At 74.5% G+C, this 20,110-nt stretch carries 17 protein-coding genes; 4 read left to right on the top strand and 13 right to left on the bottom strand.

All coding sequences use genetic code 11. From position 1 onward, the window contains the following. Window positions 1-8: 8 nt before the first annotated feature. Window positions 9-734 (bottom strand): RDD family protein, encoded by a 726-nt coding sequence (locus ACFVXG_RS23740; protein ID WP_387930397.1) that lies wholly within the window; start codon window positions 732-734, stop codon window positions 9-11. A gap of 60 nt (window positions 735-794) precedes the next feature. Next, complete coding sequence (locus ACFVXG_RS23735; RefSeq protein WP_387930396.1) at window positions 795-2,261, bottom strand: RDD family protein; 1,467 nt, start codon at window positions 2,259-2,261, stop codon at window positions 795-797. A gap of 468 nt (window positions 2,262-2,729) precedes the next feature. Here ACFVXG_RS23735 and ACFVXG_RS23730 point away from each other — a divergent pair, with 468 nt between their 5' ends. Continuing rightward, window positions 2,730-3,146: an SsgA family sporulation/cell division regulator gene (locus ACFVXG_RS23730; RefSeq protein ID WP_387930395.1), complete on the top strand. Its 417-nt coding sequence runs from the start codon at window positions 2,730-2,732 to the stop codon at window positions 3,144-3,146. 125 nt (window positions 3,147-3,271) lie between these two features. Here ACFVXG_RS23730 and ACFVXG_RS23725 read toward each other — a convergent pair whose 3' ends face one another. The 4 genes from ACFVXG_RS23725 to ACFVXG_RS23710 all read right to left on the bottom strand — a co-directional run bounded on the left by ACFVXG_RS23725 (window position 3,272) and on the right by ACFVXG_RS23710 (window position 8,908). Then, window positions 3,272-4,672 (bottom strand): glycosyltransferase 87 family protein, encoded by a 1,401-nt coding sequence (locus ACFVXG_RS23725; RefSeq protein WP_387930394.1) that lies wholly within the window; start codon window positions 4,670-4,672, stop codon window positions 3,272-3,274. Window positions 4,673-4,888: 216 nt separating this feature from the next. After that, window positions 4,889-6,475: a cellulose binding domain-containing protein gene (locus ACFVXG_RS23720; RefSeq protein WP_387930393.1), complete on the bottom strand. Its 1,587-nt coding sequence runs from the start codon at window positions 6,473-6,475 to the stop codon at window positions 4,889-4,891. Window positions 6,476-6,749: 274 nt separating this feature from the next. Continuing rightward, on the bottom strand, window positions 6,750-8,189 hold the full coding sequence (locus tag ACFVXG_RS23715) for a sensor histidine kinase (RefSeq protein ID WP_387930392.1): 1,440 nt from the start codon (window positions 8,187-8,189) through the stop codon (window positions 6,750-6,752). Then, entirely contained in the window at window positions 8,186-8,908 is a 723-nt protein-coding gene (locus tag ACFVXG_RS23710; protein WP_387930391.1) for a response regulator transcription factor, read from the bottom strand. The genes ACFVXG_RS23715 and ACFVXG_RS23710 overlap by 4 nt, the downstream gene beginning before the upstream one ends. Window positions 8,909-9,046: 138 nt before the next feature. Between ACFVXG_RS23710 and ACFVXG_RS23705 the strand changes: the two genes are divergently transcribed. After that, a complete protein-coding gene (locus ACFVXG_RS23705; RefSeq protein ID WP_387930390.1) occupies window positions 9,047-9,595 on the top strand; it encodes a hypothetical protein in 549 nt (182 codons plus the stop codon). Between the two features lie 52 nt (window positions 9,596-9,647). Here ACFVXG_RS23705 and ACFVXG_RS23700 read toward each other — a convergent pair whose 3' ends face one another. After that, window positions 9,648-10,190, bottom strand: coding sequence for a VOC family protein (locus ACFVXG_RS23700; RefSeq protein WP_387930389.1), 543 nt, complete (start codon window positions 10,188-10,190; stop codon window positions 9,648-9,650). A 192-nt stretch (window positions 10,191-10,382) separates the two neighbouring features. Between ACFVXG_RS23700 and ACFVXG_RS23695 the strand changes: the two genes are divergently transcribed. Further along, window positions 10,383-10,955, top strand: a complete 573-nt coding sequence (locus tag ACFVXG_RS23695; RefSeq protein WP_387930388.1) for an Lrp/AsnC family transcriptional regulator — start codon at window positions 10,383-10,385, stop codon at window positions 10,953-10,955. 39 nt (window positions 10,956-10,994) lie between these two features. Here the strand turns inward: ACFVXG_RS23695 and ACFVXG_RS23690 are convergent, their stop codons facing one another. The 3 genes from ACFVXG_RS23690 to ACFVXG_RS23680 all read right to left on the bottom strand — a co-directional run bounded on the left by ACFVXG_RS23690 (window position 10,995) and on the right by ACFVXG_RS23680 (window position 14,763). After that, window positions 10,995-11,801 (bottom strand): S16 family serine protease, encoded by an 807-nt coding sequence (locus ACFVXG_RS23690; RefSeq protein ID WP_387930387.1) that lies wholly within the window; start codon window positions 11,799-11,801, stop codon window positions 10,995-10,997. 82 nt (window positions 11,802-11,883) lie between these two features. Next, window positions 11,884-12,534, bottom strand: a complete 651-nt coding sequence (locus ACFVXG_RS23685) for a helix-turn-helix domain-containing protein (RefSeq protein ID WP_350504754.1) — start codon at window positions 12,532-12,534, stop codon at window positions 11,884-11,886. 396 nt (window positions 12,535-12,930) lie between these two features. Beyond that, the gene (locus tag ACFVXG_RS23680; protein ID WP_387930500.1) at window positions 12,931-14,763 is read right to left on the bottom strand and encodes a DEAD/DEAH box helicase; all 1,833 of its coding nucleotides are present in this window, start codon (window positions 14,761-14,763) and stop codon (window positions 12,931-12,933) included. A 308-nt stretch (window positions 14,764-15,071) separates the two neighbouring features. Here ACFVXG_RS23680 and ACFVXG_RS23675 point away from each other — a divergent pair, with 308 nt between their 5' ends. After that, a complete protein-coding gene (locus ACFVXG_RS23675) occupies window positions 15,072-15,500 on the top strand; it encodes an SsgA family sporulation/cell division regulator (protein WP_387930386.1) in 429 nt (142 codons plus the stop codon). Window positions 15,501-15,520: 20 nt separating this feature from the next. On the opposite strand, the gene ACFVXG_RS23670 is transcribed toward ACFVXG_RS23675, so the two are convergent. Genes ACFVXG_RS23670 through ACFVXG_RS23660 form a run of 3 tightly spaced genes read right to left on the bottom strand, consistent with a single transcriptional unit; the run spans window position 15,521 to window position 20,051 of the window. Further along, window positions 15,521-18,091 (bottom strand): rhomboid family intramembrane serine protease, encoded by a 2,571-nt coding sequence (locus ACFVXG_RS23670; protein ID WP_387930385.1) that lies wholly within the window; start codon window positions 18,089-18,091, stop codon window positions 15,521-15,523. Beyond that, window positions 18,088-19,413, bottom strand: coding sequence for an alpha/beta hydrolase-fold protein (locus tag ACFVXG_RS23665; protein WP_387930384.1), 1,326 nt, complete (start codon window positions 19,411-19,413; stop codon window positions 18,088-18,090). Before ACFVXG_RS23665 ends, ACFVXG_RS23670 begins: the two co-directional genes overlap by 4 nt. Next, window positions 19,410-20,051 (bottom strand): class F sortase, encoded by a 642-nt coding sequence (locus ACFVXG_RS23660; RefSeq protein ID WP_387930383.1) that lies wholly within the window; start codon window positions 20,049-20,051, stop codon window positions 19,410-19,412. The genes ACFVXG_RS23665 and ACFVXG_RS23660 overlap by 4 nt, the downstream gene beginning before the upstream one ends. Window positions 20,052-20,110 lie beyond the last annotated feature (59 nt).

Here is a 20,110-nt window from a genome sequence, read left to right as displayed (position 1 = left end):
TGCCGCGGTTAGATCTCGGTGGTGACCACGACGGTTTTGGCGGCCTTGTCGTGGAGGCATTGCCGGTAGGGCTTGTCGAAGACGCCGAACAGGCCGTCGATGATCCACCACAGGCCGGCGCAGCAGAGCACGGCCGGGAGGATGTAGACGGCGGCCCTGGTCCAGGCGGCGGACTGGGTGGGCGGGTTGCCGTCGAGCAGCATGGCGACGCGGATCTTCATGGCCTTCTTGCCGAGGGTCTGGCCGTCCCGGCTGAGCATCAGGGCCTCGTAGACGAGGTAGACGGCGCAGCCGAGCCAGAAGGCCTCGGTGGTGCCCTCGCGGGTGCTGAGGTCGACGAAGGGGCCGATGACGATGACGCCGATGGCCTGCATCAGGACGTAGTCGATGAGGCGGGCGATGATCCGCTTGGGCCAGGTGCCGATCGGCGGCATGCCGGGGACGGGGCCGCCGCTGGGGGCGCCGTACGGGTCGGGGCCGGGGCCGGGCGGGGGTTGGTCGTACGGGTTCTGACCGGGGGTCGGCCCGCCGTAGCTTCCCTGGTAGGCGCCGGGGCCCCCGCCGGCCGGAGTGCCGATCGTGGCGTCGGACCGGGCGTCGGCGGGTGCGTCGGTCGGGGTGGGGCGTGGCGGTTCGCCGTCCGGCGTGCCGCCGCCCGGCGCGGGGGGCTGCTTGTCGAAGGAGGGCTGACCGCCCCCCTCCGGCTGGGGGCCTGAGGGGTCGTGGGTGCTCATCCCCCGAGTAGAACATCGCGAATTCTCAGCACTTGGAACATTTTGTCCGTTTTGCTGGGCTCAGCTGCGGACCACCCGGGTCCGGGCCGCCCGGTCCTGCCAGCCGCGCCGCGCCGGACGGTCGACCACCGGCCAGACGAGGCCGAGCAGCAGCACGGTGCCGAGCTGTCGGACGAACCAGCGCAGCAGCGAACGACCGAGGCTCAGCCGGGTCCGGCCGCCGGGGGCGTGGGCGTCCACCACCCGGATCCGGGCCAGCCGCTTGCCGAAGGTCTGGCCGGTCCGGGCGACCGGCAGCACCTCGTAGACCAGGCTGGCGAACACCAGGATGGCGAGCAGGGCGGCCGCCTTGGCCAGCACCACGTCGTCGACCAGCCAGACCTGCACCTGGCGGCGGGTGAGGGAGCTGGCCATCTTGGCCTGGTCGAGCTTCTGCTGGAGGTGGTCGGAGACCGAGCTGCCGAGCGGGATCCCGGCCGCGACGGCGACCACCAGCAGCACCGCGGTGTCCACCGCCCGGGCCGCCAGCCGCCGCCCCAACCCGGCGGGGACCGGGGGTGCCGCTCGGCGGCGTACGGCGGACTCCCGGGCCGGCCGCACCACGGGCAGCGCACCGGCGGGGGCCGCAACCGGTACGGGCTCCGGGGCCGGGACCGGGACCGGGGCCGGGACCGACGGAGCCGCCGTACGGACCGGCGCGACCCCGCGCACCGCCCCGGACGCGGCCACCTCCTCGACCACTCCCCCGACCACCGCCCCGACCGCTCCCCCGGCCACCTCCCCGGCCACCGGCACCGCCGCCTCGCGGACCGTGCCCGCCACGGCGGGTGCGACCGCCACCGCCACCTCCACGGCAACCGCAGCGCGCTCCGCCTCCGCGCGCCCCTCTTCCTCGTCGAGCGCCCCCGGAAGCACCCCCCAGGACACCCAGCGCGGCGCCCCGCCCGTCTCCATCAGACCCCGCTGCGCCCGCGGATCGGCCTGCCAGCCGGAGTCCCCGGGCAGCCCGGGCGCCCCGCCCGGGCTGCCCGGGGACTCCTCCGCCACCGGTTCGACGGTCCGGAACACCGGCCCGCCGATCGCCTCGGCGACCCGCGGCCCGACCACGAAGGACGCCCCGCCCGTCGTCTGGTCCAGGTACACCGGCCCGGTGTCCCCCGCCGCCGGAACCTCCCGCACGTCCCGCGCCTCCCGCACCTCCCGCAGCTCCAGCGCGGGCGACAGCGCGGGCGACAGCGACGGCGACGAGGCCGACACGGGCACCGGCGACTCCGACCGCGCCTGCGGCACCGGCACCACCGGCGGGGGCACCGCCCGCGCCGCCGCGACGTCGGGGACGGGCCGCCGGGTGGCGTACCGGGGCGGCTGCAGCACCTCGCCCTGGACGGGGGCGGGCCGGCTGGTGCCCGGCACCCAGGCGGAGCCGCCCCAGTACCGGACGAAGCCGGGGATGGAGGGGTCGGGGTAGTAGCCGGGCTCGGGTGCGACGGCCGGGTCGCCGTCGGCGGCGAAGGGGCGGTCCGTCATGGGGGTCTTCTTTCCTGTCGGGTCCCGTCGGGTCCTGACGAGGGCCGTTGAGGGGCGGGCCGGGCCTCGGCAGATCGAACGATCGGAACGTCGTCGGAACAGGTCGGGCCGAACGCACCCGGCCCCGGCACGCCCGCGCACACCCCGGGGCGCTCGAGGCGCTCGGGACGCTCGGGACGCGTGGGGGCGACACCGAGGGCGGACAGTCGTCAGGCAGTCACAAAGGGTAGTACCTCGCCGGAGTGCCCACGGGAAGTTGGCGATTCCCCGGACAGCGGCGGGCCTCCCGGGGTAGGGAGCCGGGCGCGCGACGGGCATCCGCGCGCCGCAGCGCCGGCGGTTCACCACCCCGCGATGAACTTCCCGGAGAAATCCCGGAAACGTGTGTAAGAACCCGCGTGGACCGCCCTCTCAAAGGTCACAGGGCCCGGAAGCGGGCACGAACCGAAGGCAGAGAGGAAGACGATCATGGACCGCCCCGTCAGCGTCGTGGAGCACGAGCTGGAGCTGAACCTGGTGCTCTCCCCGGAGCACAGCGTCCCCGTCCCGGCCCGGCTGACCTACGGCAGCCACGACCCGTACGCCGTGTACATCACCTTCCACCTGGACACCGGCTCCCCGGTGACCTGGGTGTTCGCCCGCGAGCTGCTGGTCGAGGGCACCTTCCGCCCGTGCGGCCAGGGCGACGTGCGGATCTGGCCGACCCGCTCGGGCCGGCGCAGCGTGCTCTGCATGGCGCTGAGCTCCCCCGCCGGGGACGCGCTGCTGGAGGCGCCGCTGCCGGCCGTCGCGGCCTGGCTGGAGCGGGCGCACCGGCTGGTGCCGCCGGGCAGCGAGCTGGCCGCCCTCGACATGGACGGCTCGCTCGCCGAGCTGCTCGCGTAGGCGTGCGGGTCGTGCGCCGCAGCGTGCACTGGACCGTCCAGCAGCACCAGCACGCGCAGGAGCAGGAGCGGAAGCAGGAGCAGAGCAAGCAGACGAGCAGGAGCAGTGACGGCGCCCCCGCCGGCTCAGCGGGCCGCGGGGGCCTGCTGACGACCGCGGGTGGCGTCCGGGCCGCCGCCGTCGCGCTGTCCGGGCAGCCGGACCAGCGGGGCGCCGGCGGAGCGCCGCCGTGCCCTTATCCGGACGGCGGCGACGAGCAGGAAGCAGAGTCCGACCCACGGATAGATCGAGGTGGGCAGCTGGCGCAGCGGTGACATGTGGAGCACGGCCGCGCCGAGCGGCTTGGCGGCCCACATCGCGAAGGACAGGAAGGCCAGCAGGGTGGCCCAGAACGCGGCCCGCCAGCGCAGGCGGCGGACGCCGACCGGGCGGGCGTGCTCGACGGAGGCCTCGGCGGCGAGCAGCACCAGCACCGGGACGCACCAGACCCAGTGGTGGGTCCAGCTGATCGGCGAGATCAGCACGGCCGTGACGGCGGTGACGCAGACGCCCCACGCCTCGGCCCGGGGCAGCCAGCGGCCGCTGCGGACGGCCCAGGCGGCGACGGCGAGTCCGGCCAGCGCGACCAGGCCGGCCCCGAGGGTGGCGAGGAAGCCGGGGTCGGCGCTGTGCAGCAGGCGGGCGAAGGCGCCGCGCAGCGACTGGTTGTCGACGATCTCGGTCTTGCCGACCCGGGAGGAGTCGTAGAGGTACTTGGTCCAGAAGCCCCAGGTGGCGTCGGGCAGGAAGAGCGCGCCGAGCAGGAAGGTGCCGAGGAAGGTGAGGCCGGCCGTGAAGGCGGCCCGGACCCGGCCGGTGACCAGCAGGTAGACGGCGAACAGGCCGGGGGTGAGCTTGATGCCCGCGGCGATGCCGATCGCGACGCCCTTGCTGCGGTGGCCGTCGGACCGGGTGAGGTCCCAGAGGATCAGGCAGGCGAGCGCGAGGTTGATCTGGCCGTAGCGGAGCGTGGTGAAGACGGGTTCGAGCCAGACCCCGAAGCCGGTGATCAGCACCACACCGATCGGCCGGAGCTCGCGGCGCGGCCAGCCGACCAGCTTGAAGGACAGGTGGGCCAGCAGGGCGAGCAGTCCGAGGTTGCCGAGAGTGATCACCACCCGGAGGACGGGGATCGGGAACCACGTGGTCGGGACGAACAGCATGGCCGCGAACGGCGGGTAGGTCGCGGGGAGGTTCCACTCGGTGACGCGCAGCGCGTACAGGTCGGTGCCGTTGGCGACGGCCGCGCCCTCGGCCCGGTAGACGATCATGTCGACCATCGAGGTGTGGACGAAGTGGCGGACCACTGCGTACACGACCAGCGACAGCAACGCCAAGGACGAGGCGACCAGCATCGGACGGCGGGGGGCCTCACGCAGTGCGCGCACGGGGGCACCCAGCGCGACGCGCAGCCGGTCCGACAGGGGGGCGGGCGACGGGGCGGGTACGGTCCCCACCGGGCTGCGCTCGTCTTGCACCGCTGTCACTGTCCACTCCGTCCACCGCTCGGCCAACCAGCGACGATACCGGATGCGACCGATCCCGTCCTGGGCACGATCGACTACGCAAAGTAACGAGGATGCCCCGACCGACCGTGCTCGGCTGCGGGCTGAGCACGGGCGGTCGGGGCGGTCGGCAGGCCCGGTCGGGCCGGTCAGGGGTCCCGGACAGGGCGGTCGTGAAGCCCGCCGGGCAGCGGGCGCTCAGCCGGTGTAGCCGCCGAGGGCCCGGGTGAAGTCCAGCGGCTGCTGGACGATGCTGCTGCAACTGGCGTCCGCGTAGGCCTTGGCCCCGCCGTCGCAGGCCTTGTCCCGGGTGCCGGACCACATGGCCAGCCAGGCGAGGTGCTTGCCGGCCGCGAAGTCGGCGAGCTGCTTGGCGTCGGCCACCGTGAAGACCTCGCTGGCGACGTCGTTGACGCCGATCATCGGGGTGACCGCGACCTTGCGCCAGGCGGCCGCGTCGTCCAGTCCCAGCACGCTCTTGACCTGGGCCTGGGTGGCGGTGGCCGCGGCGATCGCGTAGGTGCCCATCCGCCCCTGCGGGTTGGGGGCGACGCCGTCGCCGAAGTCCATCGCCATGATGTTGACGGCGCCGATCGCGACGCCGGCGGCCTTGGCCCCGGCGACCAGGTCGACGCCGTCCTGGGTCAGGCCGGAGGGCAGCGCGGGCAGGGTGAAGGAGACGTCGAGGGGCTTGCCCTTGGCGGCGGCGTCGCGCTGGAGCTGCGCGACGGCCTGGGCCCGTCGGGTGTTGGCGGCGGCGTCGGCGATCGCGCCGCCCTCGACGTCGAAGTCGAGCCTGGTCACGCCGTACGCGTCGATCACCTTGCCGTACGCGGCGGCCAGGTCGGCGGCCGAGCCGCAGGCGAGCGCCAGCTCGCTGCCGTTGGCGCCGCCGAAGGAGACCCGGACGTCGCCGCCGATCGCGCGCAGTGCGCCGATCTGGGCGGCCACCGCGTCGGCGGACAGGTCGCTCACCCCGCCCCACTTGGGCACGCAGCCGCCGCCGGAGACCACGAAGGCGAGGTTGAAGTTCTTCACGCCGGTGGCCTTGGCGGTGGCGACCAGGTCATAGGGCGGGTAGAGCGAGGTGTCGACGTACGGGGCAAAGCCGCCCCCGGCGCCGGCCGGGGGTGCGGGCACACCGGTCGCCGTGGGGGTGGCGGTCGGGGTGGGGGTGGTCGGCTTCGCAGTGGCGGTCGCGGTGGGCTTCGCGGTCGCGGTCGCGGTGGCCGTGGCGGTGGCGGTCGCGGTCGCGGTGGGCGAGGTCGGGCCGGTGGGCGTGACCGTGGGGGTGGTGGTCGGCCGCCCGGACGGGGTGGGCGCGGGGCCTTCGCCGGCCTTGCAGGAGGCGTCGTCGATGAGGCAGTTCCCGGGCTCGGCCTGGGCCGCTCCGGCGCCCTGGGCGACGAACCCGACCACCACGCTCTTCCCGGGGTCCAGCCGCTTGCTCCAGGCCTCCGGCTTGACGGTGACGTGCTGCCCGTCGACGGTGAAGGTGGCGTTCCAGAGCGAGTCGATCTTCGCGCCGGCCGGCAGGTCGAAGCTGAGCGTCCAGCCGTCGATCGGGTCGGCGGCCGGGTTGGTGACCAGGTACTGGCCGGTGTAGCCGGAGTCCCAGCTGCTGGTCCGGCTGTAGACGGCGCCGAGCGAGGCGGCGCTGGCCGAGGAGGCGAGTGCCACGGCCCCGCCCGCGACCAGCGCGGCGACGACCGCCGAGGCCCCGATGATCGTCCCCTTGCGGCTGCGCCTGCGGTGGCCGGAACGGCGGGTGGGTCGGGTGGTCATGGCGCGTTACCTCCGCGGGTGCCTGCGGTCGGCACCGTTGCCGGTGCCTGCGGTCGGCCTTCGTCCGGACGGGCCGCGCAGGGGTGCGCGGGGACGTCCCGGGCGGCCGGCCCGGCTCGGTCGGGTGACCGGCGGGACCGACGCTAGCCGGGCCCGGGGGCCGCGAGCCGCGGGCTGAGCGAGGGGTGAAGGTCCCTTAGGCCGCAGTTAAGGAAGAGCCCCGCACGGGAGGGGCCCGAACGGGAGGGGCCGCACGACCGCCCCCGACTCACCGTCACCTCGGGAACAGCGCGCCCCGCGCCCGCCGCCGGCCGGCCCGGGCGGGCGGGCCCTCCGCCGGGCGGGTGCGCAGCCGCAGCCTGGTCTCCGCGCCGCCGAGCACGGCGGAGCGGCCGAGTGCGAGGTCCCCGCCGGTGGACTCGGCGAGCTTGCGGACGATGTCCAGCCCGAGGCCGGTGGAGCCCTCCCCGCCGTGGCCCTCGCCGCGCTTGAGGGCGGCGGCCGGGTCGCTGTAGCCGGGGCCTGCGTCGCCGACCAGCACGATCACCGAGGATTCGGTGGCCAGCACGTCCACCGAGAAGGCGGTGCCGACGACGGTGTGCCGGAAGACGTTGCCGAGCAGGGCGTCGACGGCGGCGGCCAGGTCGCCGCGCTGGACGGGGACGGGTGCGGGCCGTTCGGCGCCGGCCAACTGCCAGCGGCGGCCCTCGTCCTCGGCCAGCGCGGACCAGAAGCCGACCCGTTCGCGGATCACCTCGGCGGCGTCGCAGCCGACCGCGACGGCGGGCGCGTCCTCGGGGGCGCGGCGGGCGGAGCGGATGATCTGGTCGACCTCGCGCTCCAGTTGGGCGACCGCGTGCCGGGTGGCGTCGGCCGCGTCGCCGTCGCCGAGCGAGGCGGCGTTGAGCCGCAGCACGGTCAGCGGGGTGCGCAGCCGGTGCGACAGATCGGCGGCCAACTCACGTTCCGCCGCGAGGAGTTGGACGACCCGGTCGGCCATGGCGTTGAACGCGTGGGCGGCTTCGCGCAGTTCCTCGGGGCTGCCGTCGACCTGCTTGCCCGCGACCGGGACGCGCACCGCGAGGTTCCCGGCGCCGAGCGAGCGGGCGGCGGTGGCGAGCCGGCGGGCGGAGGCGACGATCCGGCCGCCCATCCGGTCGGCGACCAGCACCGAGAGGGCGACCAGGCCGAGCGCGACCGCGGAGAGCACCAGCCAGGCGGTGGAGACGCCCCGGGTGAGGTCGCTCTCGGCGACGAACACCTCGACCACTGCGGTCCGCCCGGTGTCCACCGCGACCGGCTGGAGCAACGCGTAGCCGCCGGGCACCGCGACGGTGAAGGCCCGGCCCTGGCCGCCGGCCGTGGCCACGTCCGCCGCCGCGGCGCGCCCCTCCCCGATGGTCGGGCCGCCCGGCGCCGCGGAGTCCCCGGCGGCCGGCGCCCCGGCGGGCACCGGCAGGTGCACCGCCATCCGCCCCTGGGCCCCCGCGTCGGTGCTGGCCAGCGCCCGGTTGATGGCGTCCTGGTCGGTGGTGATCGCCAGGGCCGGGCCGAGGGCCGCGGCCTGCCGCTCGGCGGCGGTGAACGCCCGGTCCCGGGCGGTCTGTTGGACCATCAGGCCGAGCGGGATGAGGAAGGCCAGCGCGACCATGGTGGTCCCGGCCACCGCGGCTTTGATCAGGGCCCAGCGGAGCGAGTGCGCGAACCGCTTCATGTCCGGTGCTCCGCCGGGCCGGCCGGGCCTGCCGGGTCCGCGGTCGCCTCCAGCCGGACTCCGACGCCCCGGACGGTGTGCAGGTAGCGGGGGTTGGAGGCGGTCTCGCCGAGCTTGCGACGCAGCCAGGAGAGGTGGACGTCGATGGTCTGGTCGCCCCCGTAGGTCTGCTGCCAGACCTCGGCAAGGATCTCCTTGCGCGGTACGACCACGCCGGGCCGGGCGGCCAGGAAGGCGAGCAGGTCGAACTCACGGCGGGTCAGGTCGAGCAGCCGCCCGTCCAGGACGGCCTCGCGCCGCTGGACGTCGATGGCCAGTCCGCCGACCCGCAGCACCTGGGCGACGGGGGCGGCGCCGCTGCCGAGGCGGCGCAGCACGGCGGCCATCCGGGCGCTGAGGTGCTCCCCGGAGAAAGGTTTCACCAGGTAGTCGTCGGCGCCGTCGTTGAGCAGTCGGACGATCTCGGCCTCGTCGTCCCGCGCGGTCGAGATGATCACCGGGACGTTGGTCAGCCCCCGGATCATCTTGAGCGCCTCGCTGCCGTCCAGGTCGGGCAGGCCCAGGTCGAGGATCACCAGGTCGCAGCCGACCTGGGCGACCTCCCGCAGCGCCTCCAGGGCCGTGCCCACACTGCGGACCGCGTGACCGGTGTCGGTCAGGTGGCGGATGAGTGCGGAACGTACGAAGGGGTCGTCCTCGACCACGAGCACTGTTGCCATGGCCCTGCACGGTACGCCATCAGCGGGCAGTGGTCTGTACCTCGGGGGTGGGTCCGGACGGGCTCCGGACACGGTGCAACTCCCGCCCGTGCAGGGCCCGTCCCCGCCCACCGGGAAATACGGCAGGATGTGCGGACGATGCGGAACGGACTGGTACAGCTCTGTGCCTGGGCGGCCGCCACCGGGGCGGCGGTGGCGCTGTCCTGGCTCGGCGTGCACGCCGTGCTCGCCGGAGCCGCGTCCGAGCGGCCCACCGCGCTGCCGCTGCCCTCCCCGAAGGCCGACGGCACCCCGTTCGGCGTGACCGCCGCCCCCGGCCGCGCGCCGACCACCGACGCCCCGGCCCCGCCGGTCTCCCCGAGCACGACCCCGACCACGACCCCGACCGCGGGCGGCGCCACCCCCGCGCACGCCCCGGCCGGCACCCCGACGGCCCCGCCGACCCGGAAGCCCACCACCGCCACGTCCACGGTGAAGAGCTACCCGATCCCCGGCGGCCGGGTCGCCCTGGACATCCGCGCCGACAGCGCCTCGCTGGTCTCCGCCACCCCGGACCCGGGCTGGCAGATGCAGGTCTGGAACGGCGACCAGTGGATGCGGGTGGACTTCACCAAGGACAACCAGGCCAACTCGGTCTTCGTCTCCTGGAACGGCCACCCGCCGATCGTGGAGACGGCGATCCGCTGACCCGCCGCCGCGCGCGCCGAGAACGCCACCACGGCCCGCGCCCCCACCGCGGTCACCACCCGGCGAAGGGCTCGTACCCCGGCAGGTACGGCCCCGCGTACCCCGCCCGGTCGACCAGGGTGTGCCGCGAGCCGCCCGGCACCGCGATGGTGGCCAGCACCACCGAGCCGAACCGGTCCCGCACCTCGTACGGCTCGGCCAGCGACAGTGCGCCCCGGTCCACGGCGTAGTCGTACGCGTAGTGGACGTCCGGCACGCCCACCGCGAGGTCCAGCACCCCGTCCCCGTACCGGTCCAGGTGCGCCGCCAGCTCCCGGCCGCGCGGGCCGATCACCTGCACCGGCGAGGTGAGCACGATCCGCGTCCCGGGCCCGGCCAGCACGTACGAGACCGCCTCCGGGTCGCCGGTCTCCGGCCCGGCGTACGCGGTGCAGCGCAGCCCGAGCGCCGCCCGGTAGCGGCGGGCCGCCCGTTCCGCGTCCGCGACCACGAAGACCACCGCGTCGGCGCGGCCCGTCGGCAGCGGCCCCGGGTCCTCCGGCCCCCCGGCCGGGCCCGCGGCGAGCAGGACGGTTTCGGCGGCGGTGTCGGTCATGACGGCCCTCCCGGTAGGCGTACGGACCACCCGGCACCCGGGGTGGGGCCCGGGGCACGGGATCGTGGCTGGAGGGTGGCGCCGGGCCGACCGCCGCGCAACTGTTCCGTTTCATCCTGGTCAAGCTGCGCCCCGGAGCAGGAGAATCGGCGGCACCGCTGTACAGAATGCCCACCGGAGGACCGAGCCGCGATGCCCCCCGCCCACGCCCCCAGCTCCCCCGGCTCCCCCAACTCCCAAGAACCGTCCGGCCCGCAGAGCACCCCGGCCACCCCGGCCGCCCCCGCCACCCAGAACGACACCATCGACGCCCTGGACGGCCGGCTGATCCGGCTGCTCGCGGAGGAGCCCCGGATCGGCGTGCTGGAGTGCTCGCGCCGGCTCCAGGTCGCCCGCGGCACCGTGCAGGCCCGGCTGGACCGGCTGCAGGCCAAGGGGGTGATCGGCGGGTTCGGCCCGGAGGTGGACCCGGCGGCGATCGGCTACCCGGTGACGGCCTTCGCCACCCTGGAGATCTCCCAGGGCCAGGGCGCGGACGTGCGCGCGCACCTGGCACGGGTGCCGGAGGTGCTGGAGCTGCACACCATCACCGGGATCGGCGACATGCTGGTGCGGATCGTGGCCCGCTCCAACGCGGACCTCCAGCGGGTGATCGACCGGGTGGTGGGCTTCGACGGGATCGTCCGCTCCTCCACCGCGATCGTGCTGGAGAACCCGGTGCCGTACCGGATCCTGCCGCTGGTGGACCAGGCGGCCGCCGAGTAGGGCGCCCCGGAACGTCAGGATGCCGGACCGCCCGCCCGGTCAGCAGCTGGGGACGCTGCCGCCGCTCTTCAGCGCGTCCAGCGCCGCGACCGACTCGGCGAGCGTGCCCACCGGCACCAGCCGCAGCGTCTTGGGGGTGTTCACCTTGGCGTCCGTGCACTCCTCCTTGGGGAGCAGGAACACCGTCGCGCCGTCCCGGGCCGCGGCCTGGGTCTTCAGCGGGACGCCGCCCACCGGGCCGACCGTGCCGTCGTTGTCGATGGTGCCGGTGCCGGCGATCCTGAGCCCGCCGGTGAGGTCGCCGCCCTTGCCGTCGCCGGCGAGCTTGTCGACGATGCCCAGCGCCAGCATCTGTCCGGCGCTCGGGCCGCCCACGTCACCGAGGTCGACCTTGACCTTCACCTGGGCCGGCGAGAGGTGGAGGTAGCCGAGCGCGGCCGTGGTGGCGCTGTCCTGGGACTCGGCCATCTGCTGGGCCGTCACCTCCTCGGCCTTGACCGGGTTGCTCTGCGGGTAGACCGTCTCGGTCGGCCGGACGGCCTCCTTCGGGTCGAACCAGGCCCGCATCGCCCGCCAGAACGTGGTCCTCTGCCCCGGGTTGGTGGCCGAGATGGTGACCATCCGCAGCTCGCCCGAGGTGCTGCGCAGCGGTGCCCCGGTGATGGTGAGCACCGGCCGGTCCTGGTAGCTGCCGAGGGTGTCCGCGGTCAGGCCCGGCCAGGTGATCGTGTACGGCAGCGGGACGAAGGCCGCCACGCCGAACAGCGCGGCGACCAGGACGCCGCAGAGCGCGAGCGAGCGGGTCCGCGGGGACGGGAGGGCCTTGGGCAGCTTGGTGTCGGACACAAGGGGAATCCAAACACACGCTGCTACTCGCCCGCTCGCCTCCAGGGCGAAGGGGCCACTCGCGGACGCCCTGGCCCAGGCGCTACCTCAGCGCGTCGGCCACCTCGGTGGCCGCCTCCACCACCCGGGGTCCGACCCGCTCGGGCACCAGCCCGTTGAGCATCACCACGCCGACGCTGCCCTCGATGCCGCTCAGCCCGAGCAGCGCGGCGGCGGCCCCGCTGGCCCCGGACTGCTCCTCCGCACGGGTGATGACGAAGCCCTGTTCGGGCCGGCGCTGGCTGGGGAAGGTGCGGGCCTCCAGGATCGCCCGGCCGGCCGCGCTCTCGCCGAGCGGGTGGCGCAGGCCGGTGCGGTAGGCGACGTGGAAGTCGGTCCAGCTGGGCTCGACCACGGCGACGGCCAGCGCCTCGCTGCCGTCCACCAGGGTCAGGTGGGCGGTGGCGCCGAGGTCCTCGGCGAGGCTGCGCAGGGCGGGCAGCGCGGCCTCGCGCAGCAGCGGGTGCACCCGGTGGGCCAGTCGCAGCACGCCGAGGCCCACCCGGGCGCGGCCGCCGATGTCGCGGCGGACCAGGCCGTGCTGCTCCAGGGTGGCGAGCAGCCGGTAGACCACGGTGCGGTTGACGGCCAGCCGGGCGGCCAGCTCGGTGACGGTGAGCCCGCGCTCGGAGTCGGCGAGGAGTTTGAGGACGCGGACGCCGCGGTCCAACGTCTGGGAGGTCTCGGCTGTCACGACGGGCAGTCCTTTCCGCGGCGCTCGCGGGGCGTGCGGCGCCGAGCCAGGAGGTCGGTGTCGCGCGCAGGTGGGGGTGGCCGCGCTCGGGCCGTGCGGCGTCGTCCTTGACGACCGCACGGTCCTGCGGAGCCCGTCCCGCGGGGGTTGCCCGGCGGAAGAGCGTGGGGGAAAGGTAGTGAAGGAATTCCCGCGACGGAAGTGGTTGTCCAAAATTCGGTCGTGATCGTCATCTGCGCCGCCGGGAATTCCGGACAAACCCCGTCGATCCACCGCCCCGGCCGGGGCCTCGGCCCGCCTCCGGTCCGATGTCCGGACACTCCCGGCGGAACGGGGGCGGGTCCGGTCCGGCCGTGGCCGAACCGGACCCGCCTGCCGGACCGTTACTGCAGTTCGCTACTTCGCCCACTCCCGGATCTTGGCGATCCGCGCCTTCAGCTGGTTGGCGGTGGCCTGGGCGGTCAGCGGCCCGCCGCACTGGCGGCGCAGCTCGTTGTGGACCGTGCCGTGCGGCTGGTTGGTGCGGTGGTGCCAGGCGGCGACCAGCGCGTTCAGCTCCTTGCGCAGCTCCCGCAGCTCCTGGTGGGTGACCACCGGCCGCTGCTCGGCCGGCAGCTCCAGCAGGTCGGCCTCCTCGGCGGGCTTGGTCTTGCTGCGCTGGATCTGCCGGTGCTGGCGCTTCTGCAGCAGCATCTGCACCTGGTCCGGCTCCAGCAGGCCCGGGATGCCGAGGTAGTCCTCCTCCTCCTCGCTCCCCGGGTGGGCCTGCATGCCGAATTCCATGGCGTTGTAGAGCACCCGGTCGAAGACCGCCTCGGAGCCCAGCGCCTCGTAGGAGAACTCGTCGCCGCCGGCGCCGTCCGGCCCGTCGTTGGCGCGCTCGGCCTCGGCGAGCAGCCGGTCCTCCTCGTCGAAGAGGCCGTCGCCCTCCTTCTTCGGCCGGTCCAGCACGTGGTCGCGCTGGAGCTCCATCTCGTTGGCGAAGCCCAGCAGCATCGGGATGGTGGGCAGGAACACCGAGGCGGTCTCGCCGCGCTTGCGGGCGCGCACGAAGCGGCCGACGGCCTGGGCGAAGAACAGCGGGGTGGAGATCGAGGTGGCGTAGACCCCGACGCACAGCCGGGGCACGTCGACGCCCTCGGACACCATGCGGACGGCGACCATCCAGCGCGAGGTGCCCTCCGCGAAGTCGGAGATCCGCTTCGAGGCCTCGGTCTCGTCGGAGAGGACCAGGGTGACCTTCTCGCCGCTGATCTCGCGCAGCATCTTGGCGTACGCGCGGGCCACGTTCTGGTCGGTGGCGATCACCAGGCCGCCGGCGTCCGGGATCGCCTTGCGGACCTCGGTGAGGCGCCGGTCGGCGGCCTGGAGGACGGAGGGGATCCACTCGCCCTGCGGGGACAGCGCGGTGCGCCAGGCCTGGGCGATCAGGTCCTTGGTCATCGGCTCGCCGAGCCGGGCCTCCAGCTCGTCGCCGGACTTGGTGCGCCAGCGCATGTTGCCGCTGTAGCTGAGGAAGATCACCGGGCGGACGACGTGGTCGGCGAGCGCGTGCCCGTAGCCGTAGGTGTAGTCGGCGATGGACTTGCGGATCCCGTCGCTGCCCGCGTCGTAGGCCACGAAGGGGATCGGGTTGGTGTCGGAGCGGAACGGCGTCCCGGTCAGCGCCAGTCGGCGGGTGGCCGGTTCGAAGGCCTCGAAGCAGGCCTCGCCCCAGGACTTGGAGTCACCGGCGTGGTGGATCTCGTCCATGATCACGAGGGTCTTGCGGGCCTCGGTCCGGTTCCGGTGCAGCATCGGGTTGACCCCGACGCCCGCGTAGGTGACCACGATGCCGTGGTAGTCCCGGGAGAGCGGACCGGAGGAGTACGCCGGGTCCAGCCGGATGCCTATCCGCGCGGCGGCCTCGGCCCACTGCTTCTTCAGGTGCTCGGTCGGTGCGATGACCGTCACCTGCTGCACCAGGTGGTTGTGCAGCAGGTACGAGGCCAGGGTGAGGGCGAAGGTGGTCTTGCCTGCGCCCGGGGTGGCGACCGCGAGGAAGTCGCGCGGCTGGGTCTCGATGTACTTGTCCAGCGCACCCTGCTGCCAGGCCCGCAGCTTGCCCGCGGTGCCCCAGGGCGCGCGGCCGGGGAAGGCCGGGGAGAGGTGGTGGGAGGAGGCGGGCGCGGCGTGGCCGGCGGCCCGGACGGGGTCCTGCTGCTCCGGTGCGTCGGAGAACAGCGGCATCGAGGAGGCGGCGGCAGTACTCACGGTCTCCGAGGGGGGATCATCGCAGGTCAGAGGCGGTCTTGCGGCCCCGTCCCGCGGTCGGGCGGCGATCGGACAACCCGCCCAGCCTACCGGCCCGGGGCCGTCGGGGCCTCCCATCCCGGCCCCGCGCCGGGCCCGGGCGGCCGGAAATCGATGTGACGCAGGTCACGTAGGATGACCCGTGAAACCGGGTAATCCCCGCTGTCCCCGGGACTCTCACCAGGGTGAGGCCGCCCCAACCCCACCTGCCGTCGGGCGGCCCGCACCGAACGAAGGGACCCCCCTTGTACTCCTCCGTCGAAGAGACCGTCCAGGCCCGCCTGATCCTCTCCCCGCACCGCTCCGCCCGGCTGCGCGTGGTCCTCTCGTACCTGCCGGAGGACCCGTTCGCGGTCCGGATGGCCTTCCCGGCCGAGTTCTCGCTGGACGACGTCGTGGACGACCGGGGCGGCGAGGACATCGTCTGGGTGTTCGCCCGCCAGCTGCTCTCCTCCGGCCTGGAGCTGCCGGCCGGCGCCGGCGACGTCCACGTCCGGCCCGCGCTCGGCCGGCGCACCATGGTCGAGCTGCGGGCCCCGGAGGGCACCGCACTGCTCCAGTTCGACAGCACCGACCTGCGCCGGTTCCTGTGGCGCAGCCGGCTGGTCGTCCCCGAGGGCGAGGAGCACCTGCACCTGGACGCCGACCGCGCCCTCGCCGAGCTGCTGGGCTGAGGGGGGAGGGAGCGGGTGGTTCAGCCGGACAGCTTGCGCATCAGCCGGACCCCCTGCGCCGCCGTGAGGTGCGGCAGGTAGGCCTTGCCGATCGCCCTGGTGATGCCGGGCAGTGCGGCCGGGTCGGGGTAGGCCATGTACATCGGCCGGTACTCCGGCTGGAACTTCGCCTTGAACGCCAGCAGCGAGCGGAAGCCGTACACCGGCTCCAGCACCCGGCCCATCCAGTCCAGCATCCGCTGCAGGCCGGCCGGCTCCTCATCCTGCCGGGCGCGGGCCAGCGGTGCCCCGGACAACGACAGGAAGCGGGCGCCCTCGCCCTTGAAGCCGAGCGCGGCCGAGGCGATCAGGAACTCGTTCACGCCGCGGAAGCCGTCCGAGCGCCGCCGCATGAAGTCCAGCGTCCAGCCGACCGGCACGCCGTCCTCGTACACCGGCATCCAGCTGGTGAGCCCGTGCACCACCCGGTCCTGGTCGACCGCGATCAGCACCCGCACGTCCGGGTCGTCCAGCTCCTCCAGCCCGCCGAGCGTGAAGCCCATCTCGGGCAGGCCCTTCTCGGAGACCCACTCCTCGGAGATCGCCCGGATCTGGTCGCGCAGCGCGAGCGGCGCCTCCTGGTAGGTCCACCACTCCGCGGTGATGCCCTGCTTGCCGGCCTTGTTCAGCGCGGTGCGGATGTCCTGCCACTTGCGGCCGGTGAAGGCCAGCTCGGGCAGCGGCACCACGGTGTCCTCGGCGACCTGCACCGAGCGCCAGCCCAGCTGGGCGGCCGCCGCCCTGGTGTCGGCGCAGACGCTGTAGAAGCACGGCGTCCAGCCGCGGGAGTCGCAGTAGCGGGCGAATCCGGCCACCGCCCGGGCCCGTTCCTCCGGGGCGCCGAAGGGGTCACCGGTGGTCAGCGCCACGGTGCCGACCACCCGGTAGGCGACGGCCGTGCGGCCGTGCTCGTCGAACCAGTAGTGGTTGCCGTCCCAGGTAGTGATGAAGGACAGCGTCCCGCCGCCGTGCTCGGCGAGCAGCGCCCTGGCCCGGGCGGCCGCCGCCGTGTCGGTGTGCAGCACCGGCCGGCGGAACGCCGACAGCAGGGCGAGCAGCGCGACGATCCAGAACGCCAGGCCGCAGTACGTCTCCAGGAAGAGCGCCACCGGGCCGACCGCTATCGGGTAGTCCGGCAGCAGGTCGTTGTACGCGGGCGGGAGGAACTGGGCGGGCAGCCCGTTCACCAGCCCGCGCACACCGGCGCCCGGTTCGAACTGCCCGGCCACCAGCCGGCCGACGCCCACGTACGTCGCCGCGGCGGCCAGCGCGGCCCCGCCGACGACGACGGCCAGCCGGCGCACCGCCCGGCCGGTCAGCCGCAGCCGGAACCGCTGCCGGGTGGCCAGCAGCAGGACGGTGGTCAGCAGCGGCAGCAGCATCGCCTCGACGAAGTACTGCACCGCGTCCCCGCTGACCGGCCCGGCCTCGAAGTACAGCCAGGCCAGCAGCGCGGCCCAGAGCACCTCGGTGGCGACGCTGATCCGCCAGGCGAACCGCAGGCCCCGGCGCAGCCCCTCGGCGAGCACCAGCAGCAGGGCCGGGAACAGCGCGGCCATCAGCCGGGCGGGGGTGTCGAAGATCCGCTCGACGGCGTGCGCCCGGGCGCAGTCGTGCACCGAGACGGAGCAGAAGTCGGCCACCTCGTCGGGGCTGAGCCGGTGCGAGAAGTACAGCTCGGAGAAGGTGTTGAACGGCCCGCTGGCGTTGTCGTACAGCGAGGCGATCAGCGGTCCGCAGGCGGCGGCGACCAGGCAGAGCGCGACCAGCACCCGGGTCTCGCCGTGCGAGGAGCGGTGGGCGCGCAGGTACGGCCGGCCGCGGCTGAGCAGCGCGCCCAGGCCGAGGCCGAGCAGCGCGCCCGCGCAGCGCTGGACGCTCTGCAGGTGGCCGACGTACAGGGTCATGACCAGCGGGACGAGCAGCACCAGCAGGTGCAGCCGGCGGCGCCAGAGCACGGTGAGCCGGTAGCCGAGCACCCCGGCCAGGGCGAACAGGCCGACGGCGGGCCCGACCGAGGTCTGGTCGGCCACCGAGGCGGTCCACTGCTCCCCGGCCGAGGAGCCGAACGCGACCAGCCCGGTGCCCAGCAGGGTGCCGGCCACCTGCCCGCCGACCAGCAGCGCGAGGGTGCGCAGCCGGCCGAACCGGTGCTCGGCGGCCGGGCCGACCAGGAGCAGCAGCAGGCTGGTGAAGACGTACGAGCCGACCCCCGAGGACCAGAGCATCGAGCTGACCGGCGTCCACCAGTGGCCGTCGCCGAGGGTGGGCAGGCCGACGCCGACACTGGCGAGCAGCCGCCCGGACGGCCCGCCGGACAGGCTGCCGGTGGCCGCGCCGAGCACCCAGAGCCCGGTGAGCAGCGCCATGGTCAGCGGCGCGGAGCGCAGCCGGTCGCGCAGCGCCCGGGCGGCCCGCCGGATCCGCTGCGGCCCGGCCTCCGGCGTGGGGGTGACCGGGGCGAGGTCGGTGTCCTGCGGCGGCGCGCTCTCCGCGTCCCGCCCCTCCGCGCGCTCCCGCCCCCTGGCGACGCGCGACGCGGTGCCGATCACCGGGTCAGCCCGGTCTGCTGGGCCAGCCACGGGATCTGCCGGACGATGCCCGGACGGAAGACGACCCAGCCGTGACGTCCCGGCATCAACTCGAACTTCGCCTTCATACCGGCCTCCTGTACAAGCTGGTAGACCTTCTCCATCTGCGGCCTGAACTCGTCGTCGTGCTCGCCGACGACCATCGCCACGCTGGTGTCCGGGAACTTCCGACGGGCCATCACGTGGGCGGGGTCGACCGCCTCGAACTTGCTCTCGTCGCCGCCGAAGGCGGCCTTGACGGTCTGCTCGCGGGTGCCCAGGGTGGGCTCCTCCTGCCCGGACATGTCGAGCACGTTGCCGTACACGTCGGGCGCGTTGACCCCGAGCTGGAGGGCACAGGTGCCGCCCATCGAGGCTCCGCCGATCGCCCAGGCCTTGCGGTCGGTGGCGGTCTGCAGGTTCTGGTGGACCCACCGGGGGACGTCCACCGCGAGGTAGGTCTGCGCCTTGGCGATCTTCGAGTCGAAGCAGAGGGTGTTGGCCCAGGTCGAGCCGAGGTGGTCGGGCATCACCACGATCGGCGCCAGCCCGTGGTGCTCGGCCGCGAACGCGTCCATCGCCTCGTTGATCTGGCCGGAGAGCACCCAGTCCCCCGGCGAGCCGGGCTGGCCGGGGAGCATCACGAGCACCGGCAGCAGCGGCCGCGGGGTGGCCTGGTAGGCGGGCGGGAGGTAGACGTACGCGTCCCGGGCCCGGAAACCCGATTTGGGGCCGGGGATCGTCACCACCGAGACGGTGCCCTTCGCGGGCAGGTCCGCCGGGGGCTGCCAGACGTCCTCCAGCACCTGCTCCGGCCGGGCGGAGAGGGTCTGCGCCACCTTCGAGACGACCAGCCCGTTGGTCTTGGTCAGCCACGGTGCCAGCATCATCCGGCCGTTGGAGAACTGTCCGAAGCCGATGTTCACCTCGGAGGCGGCCAGCAGCAGGACCAGCCCGCTGAGGCCGAGCGCCAGGCCCCGGCGCGGCCAGGACAGCCGGCGCATCCGGTACCCCGCCAGGCAGAAGCCCAGCAGGGCGACGGCTATCCACCAGGTGACGTACTCGGGGGTGCCCTCCGGGAAGGGGTGCCACCAGTCGTCGACGACGACGCCCAGCAGCAGGCTGAGCGCCGCCGCGGTGATCAGCGCGGCGGGCAGGCGGACCCGCCACCAGCTGCGGCCGCGGCCGACGGCGAGCGCGAACAGCGCCGCCCAGCCGGCGACGAAGACGGCGTGCGGGATCGGGCCGTGGGTGAGCGGCCAGTCGATCGGGTTCCAGCGGGTGGCGAGGGTGAGCGTGGTCATGCGGCTTTGCCCGGAGGTGTGGTGTCGGCCAGGAATCCGTAGGCGACGACGTTCCCGTCGTAGCCGTGTTCCTCGCTGTACGCACCGCCGCAGGTGATCACCCGCAGCTGTGCGTCGGCGGCCTGGCGGTAGACCCGGTCGTCCGGGAAGTCCTTTCGGTCGTGCACTTCGATGGCGTACAGCTGGTAGACGGCGGTGGCGCCGTCGGCGCGGGCGATCTCGATCCGGTCGCCCCGGCGGAGCGCTCCCAGATGGTAGAAGACGGCCGGACCGGCCTGGTTGTCGACGTGCCCCGCCAGGATGGCGGTGCCCCGCTGGCCGGGGGTGGCGCCGCCGCGGTACCAGCCCGCGAGGTTGCGGTCGGCCGCGGGCGGGGCCTGCAGGTGGCCGTCGGGGTCCAGGCCCAGCTCGGTGACGGGGGCGTCCAGGCGGACGGCCGGGATGCGGATCCGGGTCGGGGCGGACGGGCCGAGCGGGGGGACGACGGAGACCGGGGCGAAGCCCGACAGCGACTGTCCGCTCGGCGCGGGCGGCAGCACGGGCGAGCCGCCGTCGTGCAGCAGCCAGGCTCCGAGGACGAGGGCGGCGCCGGCCGCCAGGGTGCCCGGCCAGGGGCTGCTGCTCTGCTGGACGCCCACGGATGCTCCCTCCTGCCGGCCCGGCTCCCATTCCTGAGAGTTTCCTGAGAACTCATTCA

This window comes from Kitasatospora sp. NPDC058162 (assembly GCF_042884005.1).
In the GTDB taxonomy this organism is placed as follows: Bacteria; Actinomycetota; Actinomycetes; order Streptomycetales; family Streptomycetaceae; genus Kitasatospora.
The sequence above is the reverse complement of the archived record's forward strand: the minus strand, read 5'-3'. Positions and strand labels throughout refer to the sequence as shown.

Coding starts and splice junctions, on each gene's coding strand:
- ACFVXG_RS23740 (WP_387930397.1), bottom strand. CDS start 734: ATGAGCACCCACGACCCCTCAGGCCCCCAGCCGGAGGGGGGCGGTCAG.
- ACFVXG_RS23735 (WP_387930396.1), bottom strand. CDS start 2,261: ATGACGGACCGCCCCTTCGCCGCCGACGGCGACCCGGCCGTCGCACCC.
- ACFVXG_RS23730 (WP_387930395.1), top strand. CDS start 2,730: ATGGACCGCCCCGTCAGCGTCGTGGAGCACGAGCTGGAGCTGAACCTG.
- ACFVXG_RS23720 (WP_387930393.1), bottom strand. CDS start 6,475: ATGACCACCCGACCCACCCGCCGTTCCGGCCACCGCAGGCGCAGCCGC.
- ACFVXG_RS23715 (WP_387930392.1), bottom strand. CDS start 8,189: ATGAAGCGGTTCGCGCACTCGCTCCGCTGGGCCCTGATCAAAGCCGCG.
- ACFVXG_RS23710 (WP_387930391.1), bottom strand. CDS start 8,908: ATGGCAACAGTGCTCGTGGTCGAGGACGACCCCTTCGTACGTTCCGCA.
- ACFVXG_RS23705 (WP_387930390.1), top strand. CDS start 9,047: ATGCGGAACGGACTGGTACAGCTCTGTGCCTGGGCGGCCGCCACCGGG.
- ACFVXG_RS23700 (WP_387930389.1), bottom strand. CDS start 10,190: ATGACCGACACCGCCGCCGAAACCGTCCTGCTCGCCGCGGGCCCGGCC.
- ACFVXG_RS23695 (WP_387930388.1), top strand. CDS start 10,383: ATGCCCCCCGCCCACGCCCCCAGCTCCCCCGGCTCCCCCAACTCCCAA.
- ACFVXG_RS23680 (WP_387930500.1), bottom strand. CDS start 14,763: ATGCCGCTGTTCTCCGACGCACCGGAGCAGCAGGACCCCGTCCGGGCC.
- ACFVXG_RS23665 (WP_387930384.1), bottom strand. CDS start 19,413: ATGACCACGCTCACCCTCGCCACCCGCTGGAACCCGATCGACTGGCCG.